The sequence below is a fragment of the Pseudomonas sp. TH41 genome (genome assembly GCF_016650695.1).
Taxonomy (GTDB): domain Bacteria; phylum Pseudomonadota; class Gammaproteobacteria; order Pseudomonadales; family Pseudomonadaceae; genus Aquipseudomonas.
The window spans coordinates 701,627-716,573 of record NZ_JAEKFH010000005.1 but is presented as its reverse complement, the minus strand read 5'-3'; the positions used below and the strand labels follow the sequence as shown (position 1 = coordinate 716,573).

Genomic DNA, 14,947 nt, shown 5'->3' with positions numbered 1-14,947 from the left:
GATCTACCATGAGCTCCACCCCACCAGGGGACAGGAGATCGCCATGACATGCCTCAATAGCGCCAAGCCCGGTATCAAACCGTTCAGTCACTTGCAGCACCCGCGCGAAGTCATTCGCCAGTTCACCCCCAACTGGTTTGCGGCCACCATGGGCACTGGCGTGTTGGCGTTGGCGCTGGCGCAATTGCCCGTCGCGATACCCGGCTTGCGGTTGGTTGCCGAAGCCCTATGGCTGTTCAATATCGTTCTGTTCGTTTCGTTCACGGCGGTCTACGCCGCACGTTGGACGCTGTTTTTCGACGAGGCACGGCGGATCTTCGGCCACTCCACGGTGTCGATGTTTTTCGGCACCATCCCCATGGGCCTGGCGACGATCATCAACGGCTTCCTGGTGTTCGGTCTGCCGCGCTGGGGCGACGGCGTGATTCATGTCGCCGAGGTGTTGTGGTGGCTGGATGTGGCGATGTCGCTGGCCTGCGGTGTTCTGATTCCCTACCTGATGTTTACCCGTCAGGAACACAGCATCGACCAGATGACCGCCGTTTGGCTGTTGCCGGTGGTGGCAGCGGAAGTGGCGGCTGCAAGCGGTGGTCTGTTGGCGCCGCATCTGGTCGATGCCCATTCGCAACTTGTTGTACTGGTGACCAGCTACGTGCTGTGGGCCTTTTCCCTGCCGGTAGCGTTCAGCATTCTGACCATCCTGTTGCTGCGCATGGCGCTGCATAAATTGCCTCACGAAAACATGGCGGCGTCGAGTTGGCTGGCGCTCGGTCCGATTGGCACCGGGGCGCTCGGTATGTTGCTGCTGGGTGCCGACGCGCCGGCCATCTTTGCCGCCAACGGCCTTCCGGGCATCGGTGAAATCGCCGCCGGACTGGGGCTGGTGGCGGGTATTACCCTGTGGGGTTTTGGTTTGTGGTGGATGCTGGTGGCGGTGCTGATCACGGTGCGATACCTGCGCTCCGGCATCCCGTTCAACCTCGGCTGGTGGGGCTTCACCTTTCCGCTGGGGGTCTATTCTTTGGCGACGTTGAAACTGGCCAGCACCTTGAACCTCACCTTTTTCAGTGCCTTTGGCTGCGTGCTCGTGGCGTTGCTGGCAGTGATGTGGCTGATCGTCGCTAGACGTACCGTGCAAGGCGCATGGAGGGGCGAATTGTTTGTCTCACCGTGCATTGCAGGATTAAAGAAATAACCCGCAAAGATTAGGTAATGTGTGGCCTGGATCGACGTTCTACATTCCAATAACAGAATCCACGCCACTCTATGCCAATCAGGGACACACGGAAGATGAGTCACCCCTCACAGTTCACCTTGCTTCGCACCCGGCGCTTCTTGCCGTTTTTCGTTACACAGTCTCTTGGGGCGTTCAACGACAACATTTTCAAGCAGTCGTTGATCCTCGCCATTCTGTACAAATTGACTATCGAGGGTGACCGCTCTATTTGGGTCAACCTGTGTGCGCTGCTGTTTATCCTGCCGTTCTTTCTGTTCTCGGCACTGGCCGGGCAGTTCGGCGAGAAGTTCGCCAAGGACGCGCTGATCCGTCTGATCAAGCTCGGGGAGATCGCCATCATGGCGGTGGGCGCGGTCGGTTTCCTGTTCGATCACCTGTCGCTGATGCTGGTGGCGTTGTTCGCCATGGGCACGCACTCGGCGCTGTTCGGGCCGGTGAAATACTCAATCCTGCCCCAGGCCCTGCATGAAGACGAGCTGGTGGGCGGCAATGGGCTGGTGGAAATGGGCACCTTCCTGGCGATTCTCGCCGGGACCATCGGCGCCGGGATCATGATGTCGTCCGCTCATTACGCGCCCATCGTCTCCACAGCCATCATTGGTGTCGCGGTGCTTGGCTATCTGGCCAGTCGCAGCATTCCTCGCGCCGCAGCGGCATCGCCGGAAATGCGCCTGAACTGGAATATTTTCAGCCAGTCCTGGGCCACGTTGAAACTGGGCCTGGGCCAGACTCCGGCCGTGTCGCGCTCGATTGTCGGCAACTCGTGGTTCTGGTTTGTCGGGGCGATTTATCTGACGCAGATCCCGGCGTATGCCAAGGAGTGGATGCACGGTGACGAAACCGTGGTGACGCTGATTCTGACCGTGTTCTCGGTCGGTATCGCCCTCGGTTCGATGCTCTGCGAGAAACTCTCCGGGCGCAAAGTCGAGATCGGTCTGGTGCCGTTCGGTTCTTTCGGTCTGACGGTGTTTGGTTTGCTGTTGTGGTGGCATTCCGGCGGAATTCCGGACAGCGTCGAGGGTCATGGCTGGGTGGCCGTTCTCGGTTTTGGCCACGCCTGGCTGGTGTTGATGGACGTGCTTGGGTTGGGGATTTTCGGTGGCTTCTACATTGTGCCGCTGTACGCACTGATCCAGTCGCGTACTCCGGAGAAGGAGCGGGCGCGGGTGATCGCCGCCAACAACATTCTTAATGCGTTGTTCATGGTGGTGTCGGCGATTGTTTCCATCGTTTTGCTGAGCATCGTCAAACTGTCGATCCCGCAGTTGTTCCTGGTGGTTTCGCTGTTGAACATCGGTGTTAACGCCTACATCTTTAAAATTGTCCCCGAGTTCAGCATGCGCTTCATGATCTGGCTGCTCAGCCATTCCATGTACCGTGTGCAGCATCGCAACCTGGAGCTGATTCCCGATGAAGGCGCGGCGTTGCTGGTCTGCAACCATGTGTCGTTTGTTGATGCGTTGCTGATTGGCGGTGCGGTGCGTCGGCCGATTCGCTTTGTGATGTACTACAAAATCTACAACCTGCCCGTGCTGAACTTCATCTTTCGCACAGCCGGGACGATTCCGATCGCGGGGCGTCAGGAAGATATTCAGATTTACGAAAAGGCCTTCACCCGGATTGCCCGGTATCTGAAGGAGGGTGAGCTGGTGTGCATCTTCCCTGAAGGCAAGTTGACCGCCGATGGCGAGATCAACGAGTTCAAGGGCGGGCTGACGCGGATTCTCGAAGAGACGCCAGTGCCGGTGATTCCGTTGGCATTGCAGGGGTTGTGGGGGAGTTTTTTCAGCCGTGATCCGGGCAAGGGATTGTTCCGTCGCCTATGGTCTCGGGTGACGCTGGTGGCGGGACCTGCAGTGGCCGTCGAGGCGGCAGAGCCGGGCAGATTGCAAGGTATGGTTGGGGAGTTGCGCGGTACAGTTCGCTGACCCCAACCTGTAGGAGCGAGCTTGCTCGCGATGGTCGTTAACGATAACGCGTGTGTACTGGCTAAACGCGGCGCTCTTGAGTCCATCGCGAGCAAGCTCGCTCCTACACCTACAACAATGGGGTTCAACCTGCCATCGTTAACCGGTTACGTCCCTCGCGCTTGGCCACATACAGGGCGCTGTCGGCGCGTCGCAACAGGCTTTCGACAGACTCGCCGGGCAACAAGGTCGAGCAGCCAAGACTGACTGTCAGCTCGATGTTGTTGCCATCGACCAAATAGTCATGGGCCTGCGCTGCAAACCGCACGCGTTCGCCAACCATGGCGGCGGCTTCCCGGCTGGTGTTGGACAGCAGGATCAGGAACTCTTCGCCACCAAACCGGAACACCATGTCCACGTTGCGCAACTGCCCTTTGATCGAGGCGGCGACAGCTTTGAGCACGTCATCGCCGACACTGTGGCCGTAGGTGTCGTTGATGTGTTTGAAGTGATCGATGTCCAGCATCAACAGCGACAGAGGCTGCAGGTGGCGCCGCGACATCTCGACTTCCCGGTCTAGCGTCTGTTCCATGGCGATACGATTGCCGGTGCCGGTGAGCGGATCGCGCAACGCACTTTGGGTGGCGGCACGGTATAGCAGGGCATTGCGCATCGGAAAGAGTAACGCGGACAGCGAAGACTCGAGGTTACCCTGTTCCTGATCGCTGAAGCGTTGATTGCGGCGGAACACCAGTTCACCCAGGTGTTCGCCTTCATGGCTGAGGCTGTAACTGATCGAGTGATGGCCACGCAGGCCGAACTCCAGGCGTAAGTCACTGGACTTGTGCTCATAGCTCAAGGCGTCCAGCGGTATTAATTTCTGAATTTCACGGTAGAACAGCCCGAGAATGCGCTGTGGCTCAAGGCTGGTTTGCAGTTGCAGGCTCAGTTGTTGGCGCAATTGCGCAAGGCTGACCGGCCTCTCCAGAGGGGGCGGCTGCTGACCAAAGCCCAGGCGTTGCAATTTGGCGCTATCGAAGTCAATTGCGTTGGTCTGGGAAGGTGATTTCATATGGCATGCGCCCCTGAGCAGTAAGGCTGTCTTACAAGCTGGGCGAGAGCGGCTTTGGGGCTGCGCGTCGTACTGGTCCGTCAGTCCCGTAGGACATTTCGCACAAGTCTAATCCGCTTTGCCGGAGATTAGTAACCTCTCGACTCTAGCGCTGCCCCACCTGCTTTCACGCAGCGTGTCTGAGCGTATTTAGAGCGAAAGTCGTGCCATTCGGTTCAGTTGATTAAAAAGCGTTATAAATCAATATTTTGAGGATTTTTTTGAAAGGGGTGGCTGTGTTTGGTGGCATTTGTTTGACATCAAGCAGGTGCAGTTGCGACGCTCCTTGAGTGCCACGACGGGAATTCGTCGCGGCACAAATGCGACGCGCGGCTTACTGAGCGTTGAACGCCTGGCCGTTGATGCCCGTGCTGTCCGGTCCCATCAGGTAGAGATAGACCGGCATGATCTCCTCGGGCGTCGGGTTGTTCAGCGGGTTTTCACCCGGATAGGCCTGGGCGCGCATGCTGGTGCGAGTGGCGCCGGGGTTGATGCTGTTGGAACGTACCGGAGCCACGTTATCGACTTCGTCGGCCAGGGTTTGCATCAAGCCTTCAGTGGCGAATTTGGAGACGCCATAAGCGCCCCAATACGCACGACCCTTGCGGCCGACGCTGCTGGACGTGAACACCACCGAGGCGTCCTGAGACAGCTTGAGCAATGGCAGCAAGGTGCTGGTGAGCATGAACATGGCGTTGACGTTGACGTGCATCACACGCATGAAGTTTTCGCCGGAGAGTTGCTCGATCGGCGTGCGTGGACCAATGATCGACGCGTTGTGCAGCAGGCCGTCGAGGTGGCCGAACTCGGTTTCGATCATCGCTGCCAGCTCATCGTATTGATGAGGCAGGGCGGTTTCCAGATTGAACGGAATCACGGCCGGTTGTGGATGGCCAGCCGCTTCGATTTCGTCATATACCTGGGTCAGGTTGGCTTCGGTCTTGCCCAGCAACAGCACGGTCGCACCGTGAGCGGCATAGGTTTTCGCAGCGGCAGCCCCGATGCCCCGGCCAGCGCCGGTGACCAGGATGACCCGGTCCTTGAGCAGTTCGGGGCGGGCGGAATAATCAAACATAAAAAACCTCACAAATCAGAACACAGACATGGCAGCCGTTACGCGGTCTGTTGTAGGAGCGAGCTTGCTCGCGATGGTCGTCAACGATAACGCGACAAGCCTGATACCCCGCGGCGTTCTCGGGTTTTTCGCGAGCGAGCTCGCTCCTAGAATGGCCGGCAGACTCAGCAACTACAGAGGGCGCTATCAAGCACCTTGCGCAACTCCAGTGGATGATCCACCACCACATCCGCGCCCCAATTCCGCGGGTTATCCTCCGGATGGATATAGCCATAGGTCACGGCGGCAGTCTTGGTGCCGGCATCGCGACCGGACTCGATGTCGCGCAAGTCATCGCCCACAAACAGCACGCTGGCAGGGTCCAGGTCGAGCATCTTGCACGCCAGAATCAAGGGTTCCGGGTCGGGTTTGCTGTTCTTCACATGATCCGGGCAGATCAACAGGGCCGAGCGCTCGGCCAGCCCCAGTTGCTGCATGATCGGCTCGGCGAAGCGCAGCGGTTTGTTGGTGACCACCCCCCAGATCAGGTTGGCTTTTTCGATGTCGGCCAGCAATTCGCCCATGCCGTCGAACAGCGCGCTATGAACCGCGCAACCTTTGACGTAACGCTCGAGGAACTCCAGGCGCAATTCCTCGAAACCCGGCGATTCCGGGTCCATGGAGAAGGTCACAGCGACCATCGCCTTGGCGCCACCGGAAATCTCGTCGCGAATGTGTTTGTCATTCATCGGCGGCAAGCCACGATCGGCGCGCATTGCCTGACAAATCGCAATGAAGTCCGGCGCGGTGTCGAGCAGCGTGCCGTCCATGTCAAAAAGGACTGCTCTGATACGCATCGGCTTACTCCTCGCGCAGGGTCTGGATCATGTAGTTGACGTCCACGTCGGACGCCAGTTTGTAATGCTTGGTCAGCGGGTTGTACGTCAGGCCAATGATGTCCTTGACGGTCAGGCCAGCCATGCGGCTCCAGGCACCCAGCTCGGAAGGGCGGATGAATTTCTTGAAGTCGTGGGTGCCGCGCGGCAGCAGCTTCATGATGTATTCGGCGCCGACGATGGCGAACAGGTACGCCTTCGGGTTGCGGTTGATCGTGGAGAAGAACACCTGGCCGCCGGGCTTGACCATGCGGAAGCAGGCGCGGATCACCGACGATGGGTCTGGCACGTGCTCAAGCATTTCCAGGCAGGTGACGACGTCGAACTGCTCGGGCATTTCTTCTGCCAGGGCTTCGGCGGTGATCTGCCGGTACTCGACGCTCACGCCCGATTCCAGCTGATGCAGTTGAGCGACCGCCAGCGGCGCCTCGCCCATGTCGATGCCCATGACGGTCGCGCCGCGTTGGGCCATGGCTTCGCTGAGGATGCCGCCACCGCAACCGACGTCGAGGACTTTTTTGCCGGCCAGATTGACGCGTTCGTCAATCCAGTTGACCCGCAGCGGGTTGATGTCGTGCAGCGGTTTGAATTCGCTTTCACGGTCCCACCAGCGATGGGCCAGGGCTTCGAATTTGGCGATTTCGGCGTAGTCGACGTTGCTCATGGTTAAGTCCTCTAAAACTTGAAAAATCCTGTCGCCCCGGTGATGAGTCCGGGGGGGCTTACGATTCGGTATGGCCGCTGATGCGCTGGCCCCAGGCCTTGGCGGTGGCGCACAGCTGTGCTTCGTCCAGGCCAGTCAGGCGGCGGTCGTCGAGCAATTGTTTGCCGGCGACCCAAAGGTGTTTCACGCAGTCCCGGCCGGTGGCATATATAAGCTGCGAAACCGGGTCATAGACCGGTTGCTGGGCCAATCCCGAGAGATCGAACGCCACGATGTCCGCGGCTTTGCCCACTTCCAGTGAGCCGACTTCAGCCTCGATCCCCAGCGCGCGGGCGCCGTTGAGCGTGGCCATGCGCAGCGCCCGATGGGCGTCGAGCGCGGTGGCCGAGCCGGCAACGGCTTTGGCCAGTAGCGCGGCGGTGCGGGTTTCGCCGAGCAGGTCCAGGTCATTGTTGCTGGCCGCACCATCGGTGCCGACGGCCACATTGACGCCGGCCTGCCACAAACGCTCGACCGGGCAGAAACCGCTGGCCAGCTTCAGGTTCGACTCCGGGCAATGAATCACGCTGGTGTTGCTTTCTACCAGCAACACCAGGTCTTCATCGCTGATCTGGGTCATGTGAACAGCCTGGAAGCGCGGCCCCAGCAGGCCCAGGCGACCGAGTCGTGCCAACGGGCGTTCGCCGTGCTGCTCGATCGACTGCTGCACTTCGAAGGCGGTCTCGTGGACGTGCATGTGAATCGAAGCATCCAGCTCTTCGGTAATCACCCGGATTTTTTCCAGGTTTTCGTTGCCCACGGTGTAGGGGGCGTGGGGGCCGAAGCTGACTTTGATGCGTTCGTGATGCTTGAGATCGTTGAATAATTCGACGCCCTGACGAATGGCGTCGTCCGCCGTACTGGCGCCCGGGATCGGGAAATCAAGGATCGGAATGGCGATTTGGGCGCGAATACCGCTGTTATGGACGCGCTCGCTGGCAACCTTCGGGAAGAAATACATGTCTGAGAAGCAGGTGATGCCACCTTTGATCTGTTCGGCGATCGCCAGATCGGTGCCGTCGCGTACAAAGGCCTCGTCGACCCATTTGGCTTCGGCCGGCCAGATATGGTTTTCCAGCCAGGTCATCAGGGGCAGGTCGTCGGCAAGACCGCGGAACAGTGTCATCGCGGCATGGCCGTGGGCATTGATCAGGCCCGGGCTGAGCAGCACGTCCGGCAGTTCACGAACTTCGGTTACATTAAGCTTCAGCGCGGCGGAACGTGGGCCGATGAATACGATGCGCCCGTCGCGGATGCCCAGCGCATGTTCCTTGAGGACAACGCCAGCGGGTTCGACGGGTACCAGCCAGGTCGGCAGCAATAACAGGTCGAGCGCAGCGGCAGTGTTCGGCATCGAGGGTCGGTTCCAGTGCTTTTGTAAAGGATGGCGAAGTATACCCGAGCGTCTTCGCGGGGGGATCGCTATAATCGGCGGCTTTTGTTCATGAGTGCGGGGTGGATGATGCGCGATCGACTGTTGGCTGCGGAGAAAGTGAAGGCCATCGATTGGCGTGATGGCGCCCTGTACCTGCTGGATCAGCGTATTTTGCCGTTCGAGGAAACGTGGATCGCCTACACCAGCGCCGCTGGCGTGGCCGAGGCCATTCGTTCGATGGTGGTGCGTGGCGCGCCGGCCATTGGTATCAGTGCGGCGTACGCCATGGTGCTGTCAGCCCGGGCCCGAATTGCCGAAGGCGGTGACTGGCAGGCAGCGTGGGAAGAGGATTACGCGTTACTGGCCGATTCCCGTCCTACAGCGGTGAATCTGTTCTGGGCCTTGAGTCGCATGCGTGACCGCCTGGATCGTCTCAAGGAAGACGCAGACCCTCTGGCGGCGCTTGAGGCGGAGGCCATCGCCATTCATGAAAGTGATCGCGAAGCCAACCTGACTATGGCCCAATTGGGTGTGGACCTGATCCGCAAGCATCAGGGCAACGCGCAGGCCATCCTGACCCACTGCAACACCGGCGCCCTGGCCACCGGCGGCTTCGGAACGGCGCTGGGTGTTATTCGCGGGGCGTTCATTGAAGGGATGGTCGAGCGTGTCTACGCCGACGAAACCCGTCCATGGCTTCAGGGTTCTCGATTGACGGCGTGGGAGTTGGCCAACGAAGGCATTCCCGTCACCCTCAATGCCGACTCCGCCGCTGCCCATATCATGAAAACCAAAGGCATTACCTGGGTGATCGTCGGCGCCGACCGGATCACCGCCAATGGCGACGTGGCCAACAAGATCGGTACCTATCAACTGGCGGTGAACGCCATGCACCACGGCGTGCGTTTCATGGTGGTGGCGCCCAGTTCGACCATCGACATGAACCTGGCCAGCGGCGATGACATTCCCATTGAAGAGCGTGATGGTCGCGAGTTGCTGGAAGTGGGCGGCAAGCGGGTCGGGGCGGATGTTGATGCGTTCAACCCGGTGTTCGATGTGACCCCGGCTGACTTGATTGACGCGATCGTCACCGAAAAAGGGATTGTCGAGCGGCCGGATACGGCGAAAATGACGCAGTTGATGTGCCGTAAGCGTTTGCATTGATGATCTGTTGCGCCTGATAAATCGCCTTCGCGAGCAAGCCCGCTCCCACACTCGACCGTGTCTAACTGAAGAACTCGGTCAACTGTGGGAGCGGGCTTGCTCGCGAAGAGGCCCTCACAGCCACCCAACAACCCCCATCCACCCCGAAATTCTTCGCTAAAAAAGGCTCTAAGCCTCTCTCGTCCCCTATCAGCCTGTCACCGGTCAACTAACTATGCTCCATGCGCATCAGGGGGATAGGTGCGTGGCGGCTCTTGTGATAACATCCGGCGGTTTCCAAGGTAGCCCGATGTGGCTGCCTTTACTGCGCAGATCCATGGCATAACTCGTTGATTTGTCGTAAGTCGGTGCATGGCACTCAGCCTGCAGCGGCGAGCTTCGTTCGTCCCATATGGATGTGACGAAGTTTCACCAGAAAAAGGAATCAGGCTTCTCATGGGCGAACTGGCCAAAGAAATCCTCCCGGTCAATATCGAAGACGAGCTGAAGCAGTCCTACCTCGACTACGCGATGAGCGTAATTGTCGGGCGGGCACTGCCGGATGCGCGCGATGGCTTGAAGCCCGTGCACCGGCGTGTGCTGTTCGCGATGAGCGAGCTGGGCAACGACTTCAACAAGCCGTACAAGAAATCTGCCCGTGTTGTCGGTGACGTGATCGGTAAGTATCACCCGCACGGTGATACCGCGGTGTACGACACCATCGTTCGGATGGCGCAGCCATTTTCGCTGCGCTACCTGCTGGTAGACGGTCAGGGCAACTTCGGTTCGGTGGACGGCGACAACGCCGCGGCCATGCGATACACCGAAGTGCGCATGACCAAGCTGGCGCACGAGCTGCTGGCTGACCTGCATAAAGAAACCGTGGACTGGGTGCCGAACTACGACGGCACCGAAATGATCCCGGCGGTCATGCCGACCCGTATTCCCAACCTGTTGGTCAACGGCTCCAGCGGTATCGCCGTGGGCATGGCGACCAACATCCCGCCGCACAACCTCGGTGAAGTCATCGACGGTTGCCTGGCGCTCATCGACAACCCTGAGTTGACCATCGATGAGCTGATGCAATACATCCCTGGTCCGGACTTCCCGACCGCCGCGATCATCAACGGTCGTGCCGGCATCATCGAAGCCTACCGCACCGGTCGCGGCCGCATTTACATGCGCGCCCGCTCGATGATTGAAGACATCGACAAGGTCGGTGGCCGCCAGCAGATCGTCATCACCGAACTCCCTTACCAGCTGAACAAGGCCCGTCTGATCGAAAAGATCGCCGAGCTGGTTAAGGAGAAGAAGCTCGAAGGCATCACCGAACTGCGCGACGAGTCCGACAAGGACGGTATGCGCGTCGTGATCGAGCTGCGTCGCGGCGAAGTGCCTGAGGTGATCCTCAACAACCTCTACGCCCAGACCCAGCTGCAAGCCGTATTCGGTATCAACATCGTTGCGCTGATTGATGGCCGTCCGCGGATCCTGAACCTCAAGGATCTGCTGGAAGCGTTCGTTCGTCACCGTCGCGAAGTGGTAACCCGTCGTACCGTGTTCGAACTGCGTAAAGCCCGCGAACGTGGTCACATCCTTGAAGGCCAAGCGGTTGCCCTGTCGAACATCGACCCGGTCATCGCCTTGATCAAGGCGTCGCCAACGCCGTCGGAAGCCAAGGAAGCGCTGATCAGTACGGCCTGGGAATCCTCCGCCGTGGTCGCGATGGTCGAACGTGCCGGTGCCGACTCCTGCCGTCCAGAGACCCTGGACCCGCAATACGGTCTGCGCGAAGGCAAGTACTTCCTGTCGCCGGAACAGGCGCAAGCCATTCTGGAACTGCGCCTGCACCGTCTGACCGGTCTGGAACACGAAAAACTGCTGGCCGAGTATCAAGAGATCCTCAACCAGATCGGCGAGCTGATCCGCATCCTCAACAGCGCCACGCGCCTGATGGAAGTGATCCGCGAAGAACTGGAAGTGATCCGCGCCGAATACGGCGACGTGCGCCGCACCGAGATTCTCGATGCCCGTCTGGACCTGACCCTGGGTGACATGATCCCGGAAGAAGAGCGCGTCGTGACCATTTCCCACGGTGGCTACGCCAAGACCCAGCCATTGGCTGCGTACCAGGCTCAGCGTCGTGGCGGTAAAGGCAAATCGGCTACCGGCGTCAAGGATGAGGACTACATTGCTCACCTGTTGGTCGCCAACAGCCATACCACGCTGCTGCTGTTCTCCAGCAAAGGCAAAGTGTACTGGCTGAAAACTTACGAAATCCCGGAGGCGTCCCGCGCAGCCCGTGGTCGTCCGCTGGTCAACCTGCTGCCGCTGGACAGTGATGAATACATCACCACCATGCTGCCGGTCGACGAGTACACCGAAGGTCACTTCATCTTCATGGCCACTGCCAAAGGCACCGTGAAGAAGACCCCGCTGGAATCCTTCAGCCGTCAACGCAGCGTCGGCCTGATCGCGCTGGAGCTGGATGAAGGCGACGTATTGATTTCTGCCGCCATTACCGATGGCGAGCGTGAAGTCATGCTGTTCTCCGACGGTGGCAAGGTCACTCGCTTCAAGGAAACCGACGTTCGCGCTATGGGCCGTACCGCTCGCGGTGTCCGCGGCATGCGTCTGCCGGAAGGCCAGAAGCTGATTTCCATGCTGATCCCGGAAGAAGGCAGCCAGATCCTCACCGCTTCGGCGCGTGGTTTCGGCAAGCGCACGGCGATCACCGAGTTCCCTGAGTACAAGCGTGGCGGTCAGGGCGTTATCGCCATGGTCAGCAACGACCGTAACGGCCGCCTGGTCGGCGCGGTCCAGGTGCTCGACGGCGAGGAAATCATGCTGATTTCCGACCAGGGCACGTTGGTTCGTACTCGTGTCGACGAAGTCTCCAGCCTGGGTCGTAACACCCAAGGCGTGACCCTGATCAAGCTGGCCAGTGACGAAACGCTGGTAGGCCTGGAGCGGGTTCAGGAGCCGTCGGAAGTCGAAGGCGAAGGCGAAGAGCTGGAAGGTGAAGAGGGTGCAGTGTTCGACAGCGAAGTCGTGATCGACGACGCTGCCGAAGATCAGCAACTCGACGCCGCCGCAGACGAAGAACCACAGGAATAAGCGGGCAAGCAGGGGGCGGATGAAAATTCGCCCCCTTGTTGTTTGTCCCTGTTGAAAATATCGACACCCCTGTAGGAGCGAGCTTGCTCGCGAAGGATGTTAACGATGACGCGGGTTTTCTGATTAAACGCGGCGCCCTCAAGTACATCGCGAGCGAGCTCGCTCCTACAGTGATTGATTGAATGCAGATACCACCAAATCAGAGCGAGATTGGATGTGAGCAAGAGAGCCTATAACTTCTGTGCCGGTCCTGCGGCACTTCCCGAAGCTGTCCTGCAGCGCGCCCAGGGTGAACTCCTTGATTGGCACGGCAAGGGCCTCTCGGTCATGGAAATGAGCCATCGCAGTGATGAGTTCGTGTCCATTGCCACCAAGGCCGAGCAGGATCTGCGTGATCTGCTGAATATCCCTTCGAACTATAAAGTGCTGTTTCTGCAAGGTGGCGCCAGCCAGCAATTTGCTCAGATTCCTCTGAACCTGTTGCCGGAAAGCGGCACTGCCGACTATATCGACACCGGTATCTGGTCGCAGAAAGCCATCGAAGAAGCTTCGCGCTACGGTCACGTCAATGTGGCCGGTACCGCCAAGCCTTATGATTATTTCGCTATTCCCGGCCAGAACGAATGGAAGCTGTCAAAAGACGCGGCCTACGTCCACTACGCGCCGAACGAAACCATTGGCGGCCTGGAATTCCAGTGGATTCCGGAAACCGGTGACGTTCCGCTGGTCGCCGACATGTCTTCGGACATCCTGTCGCGCCCTATCGATGTTTCGCGTTTCGGCATGATCTACGCCGGTGCCCAGAAAAACATCGGCCCGAGCGGCATCGTTGTGAACATCGTTCGCGAAGATTTGTTGGGCAAGGCCCGTTCGCTGTGCCCGACCATGCTCAACTACAAGGTCGCGGCCGATAACGGCTCGATGTACAACACACCGCCAACCCTGGCCTGGTACCTGTCGGGTCTGGTATTCGAGTGGCTGAAAGAGCAGGGTGGTGTTGCAGCCATCGGCAAACTCAATGACGTGAAACAGCGCACGCTGTATGACTTCATCGACGCCAGTGGCCTCTACAGCAACCCGATCAACAAGTCGGATCGCTCGTGGATGAACGTGCCGTTCCGCCTGGCGGACGATCGTCTGGACAAGCCATTCCTGGCCGGTGCCGACGAGCGTGGCCTGTTGAATCTCAAGGGTCACCGTTCCGTGGGCGGCATGCGCGCCTCCATCTATAACGCCGTCGACATCGTTGCGGTCAACGCACTGATTTCGTACATGGCAGAGTTCGAGAAGGAACACGGCTAATGTCTGAGCAAGAACTCAAGGCACTGCGCCTGCGCATTGATGCCCTGGACGAAAAAGTCCTGGAGCTGATCAGTGAGCGCGCACGCTGCGCCCAGGAAGTTGCGCGAGTAAAGATGGCCTCGCTGGCCGAAGGCGAAGTGCCGGTGTTCTATCGTCCTGAGCGTGAAGCTCAGGTGCTCAAGCGCGTGATGGAGCGAAACCAGGGGCCGCTGGGCAACGAGGAAATGGCGCGGTTGTTCCGCGAAATCATGTCGTCGTGCCTGGCCCTCGAGCAACCGCTGAAAGTGGCTTACCTCGGCCCTGAAGGCACCTTCACCCAAGCGGCGGCCATGAAACACTTCGGCCACGCCGTGATCAGCAAGCCAATGGCGGCGATCGATGAAGTGTTCCGTGAAGTGGCCGCCGGTGCGGTGAACTTTGGCGTGGTCCCGGTGGAAAACTCTACCGAAGGCGCGGTCAACCACACCCTCGACAGCTTCCTCGAACACGACATGGTCATCTGTGGTGAAGTCGAGTTGCGGATTCACCACCACTTGTTGGTGGGCGAAAACACCAAGACCGACAGCATCAGTCGCATCTATTCCCACGCCCAGTCCCTGGCTCAGTGCCGCAAGTGGCTGGACGCCCATTACCCGAATGTCGAGCGCGTGGCGGTTTCCAGTAACGCCGAAGCGGCGAAACGGGTCAAGGGTGAGTGGAACTCGGCGGCGATTGCCGGCGACATGGCGGCAGGTTTGTACGGGCTGACCCGTCTGGCCGAGAAAATCGAGGATCGCCCGGATAACTCCACGCGATTCCTGATGATCGGCAGCCAGGAAGTGCCGCCGACCGGCGATGATAAGACGTCGATCATCGTATCGATGAGCAACAAGCCCGGCGCGCTGCATGAGTTGCTGGTGCCGTTCCACGACAACGGTATCGATCTGACGCGAATCGAGACGCGTCCTTCACGCAGCGGCAAATGGACCTACGTGTTCTTCATCGATTTCGTCGGTCATCACCGCGACCCATTGGTCAAAGGTGTGTTGGAAAAGATCAGTCAGGAAGCGGTAGCACTCAAAGTGCTGGGCTCCTACCCGAAAGCAGTTCTCTAAGGGCGGTA

Annotated in this window: 11 protein-coding genes; 6 read left to right on the top strand and 5 right to left on the bottom strand. The window is 59.3% G+C overall.

Going from position 1 to position 14,947, the window contains the following annotated elements:
* Window positions 1-43: 43 nt before the first annotated feature.
* Together JFU37_RS21740 and JFU37_RS21735 are read left to right on the top strand one after the other, a co-directional pair.
* Window positions 44-1,195: a TDT family transporter gene (locus JFU37_RS21740; RefSeq protein ID WP_201118537.1), complete on the top strand. Its 1,152-nt coding sequence runs from the start codon at window positions 44-46 to the stop codon at window positions 1,193-1,195.
* A gap of 95 nt (window positions 1,196-1,290) precedes the next feature.
* A complete protein-coding gene (locus JFU37_RS21735; protein ID WP_201118533.1) occupies window positions 1,291-3,165 on the top strand; it encodes an MFS transporter in 1,875 nt (624 codons plus the stop codon).
* A gap of 124 nt (window positions 3,166-3,289) precedes the next feature.
* Here JFU37_RS21735 and JFU37_RS21730 read toward each other — a convergent pair whose 3' ends face one another.
* The 5 genes from JFU37_RS21730 to JFU37_RS21710 all read right to left on the bottom strand — a co-directional run bounded on the left by JFU37_RS21730 (window position 3,290) and on the right by JFU37_RS21710 (window position 8,262).
* Window positions 3,290-4,216: a GGDEF domain-containing protein gene (locus JFU37_RS21730; RefSeq protein WP_201118530.1), complete on the bottom strand. Its 927-nt coding sequence runs from the start codon at window positions 4,214-4,216 to the stop codon at window positions 3,290-3,292.
* A gap of 373 nt (window positions 4,217-4,589) precedes the next feature.
* A complete protein-coding gene (locus tag JFU37_RS21725; protein ID WP_201118527.1) occupies window positions 4,590-5,330 on the bottom strand; it encodes a YciK family oxidoreductase in 741 nt (246 codons plus the stop codon).
* A 164-nt stretch (window positions 5,331-5,494) separates the two neighbouring features.
* On the bottom strand, window positions 5,495-6,166 hold the full coding sequence (gene mupP, locus JFU37_RS21720; RefSeq protein ID WP_201118524.1) for an N-acetylmuramic acid 6-phosphate phosphatase MupP: 672 nt from the start codon (window positions 6,164-6,166) through the stop codon (window positions 5,495-5,497).
* 4 nt (window positions 6,167-6,170) lie between these two features.
* Entirely contained in the window at window positions 6,171-6,869 is a 699-nt protein-coding gene (gene ubiG, locus JFU37_RS21715; RefSeq protein ID WP_033055822.1) for a bifunctional 2-polyprenyl-6-hydroxyphenol methylase/3-demethylubiquinol 3-O-methyltransferase UbiG, read from the bottom strand.
* 58 nt (window positions 6,870-6,927) lie between these two features.
* Window positions 6,928-8,262: a TRZ/ATZ family hydrolase gene (locus JFU37_RS21710; protein WP_201118510.1), complete on the bottom strand. Its 1,335-nt coding sequence runs from the start codon at window positions 8,260-8,262 to the stop codon at window positions 6,928-6,930.
* A gap of 108 nt (window positions 8,263-8,370) precedes the next feature.
* Here JFU37_RS21710 and mtnA point away from each other — a divergent pair, with 108 nt between their 5' ends.
* The 4 genes from mtnA (at window position 8,371) to pheA (ending at window position 14,939) form a co-directional block, all read left to right on the top strand.
* Window positions 8,371-9,447, top strand: coding sequence for an S-methyl-5-thioribose-1-phosphate isomerase (gene mtnA, locus JFU37_RS21705; RefSeq protein ID WP_201118508.1), 1,077 nt, complete (start codon window positions 8,371-8,373; stop codon window positions 9,445-9,447).
* A 435-nt stretch (window positions 9,448-9,882) separates the two neighbouring features.
* Window positions 9,883-12,543, top strand: a complete 2,661-nt coding sequence (gyrA, locus tag JFU37_RS21700) for a DNA gyrase subunit A (protein ID WP_201118506.1) — start codon at window positions 9,883-9,885, stop codon at window positions 12,541-12,543.
* 216 nt (window positions 12,544-12,759) lie between these two features.
* Entirely contained in the window at window positions 12,760-13,845 is a 1,086-nt protein-coding gene (serC, locus tag JFU37_RS21695) for a 3-phosphoserine/phosphohydroxythreonine transaminase (RefSeq protein WP_201118504.1), read from the top strand.
* Window positions 13,845-14,939, top strand: coding sequence for a prephenate dehydratase (pheA, locus tag JFU37_RS21690; protein WP_007899727.1), 1,095 nt, complete (start codon window positions 13,845-13,847; stop codon window positions 14,937-14,939). Before serC ends, pheA begins: the two co-directional genes overlap by 1 nt.
* Window positions 14,940-14,947: the final 8 nt, after the last annotated feature.

Bases quoted from the DNA above. Each gene is read 5' to 3' on its own strand.
- JFU37_RS21740 (WP_201118537.1), top strand. From the start codon at position 44: ATGACATGCCTCAATAGCGCCAAGCCCGGTATCAAACCGTTCAGTCAC.
- JFU37_RS21735 (WP_201118533.1), top strand. From the start codon at position 1,291: ATGAGTCACCCCTCACAGTTCACCTTGCTTCGCACCCGGCGCTTCTTG.
- JFU37_RS21730 (WP_201118530.1), bottom strand. From the start codon at position 4,216: ATGAAATCACCTTCCCAGACCAACGCAATTGACTTCGATAGCGCCAAA.
- JFU37_RS21725 (WP_201118527.1), bottom strand. From the start codon at position 5,330: ATGTTTGATTATTCCGCCCGCCCCGAACTGCTCAAGGACCGGGTCATC.
- mupP (WP_201118524.1), bottom strand. From the start codon at position 6,166: ATGCGTATCAGAGCAGTCCTTTTTGACATGGACGGCACGCTGCTCGAC.
- ubiG (WP_033055822.1), bottom strand. From the start codon at position 6,869: ATGAGCAACGTCGACTACGCCGAAATCGCCAAATTCGAAGCCCTGGCC.
- JFU37_RS21710 (WP_201118510.1), bottom strand. From the start codon at position 8,262: ATGCCGAACACTGCCGCTGCGCTCGACCTGTTATTGCTGCCGACCTGG.
- mtnA (WP_201118508.1), top strand. From the start codon at position 8,371: ATGCGCGATCGACTGTTGGCTGCGGAGAAAGTGAAGGCCATCGATTGG.
- gyrA (WP_201118506.1), top strand. From the start codon at position 9,883: ATGGGCGAACTGGCCAAAGAAATCCTCCCGGTCAATATCGAAGACGAG.
- pheA (WP_007899727.1), top strand. From the start codon at position 13,845: ATGTCTGAGCAAGAACTCAAGGCACTGCGCCTGCGCATTGATGCCCTG.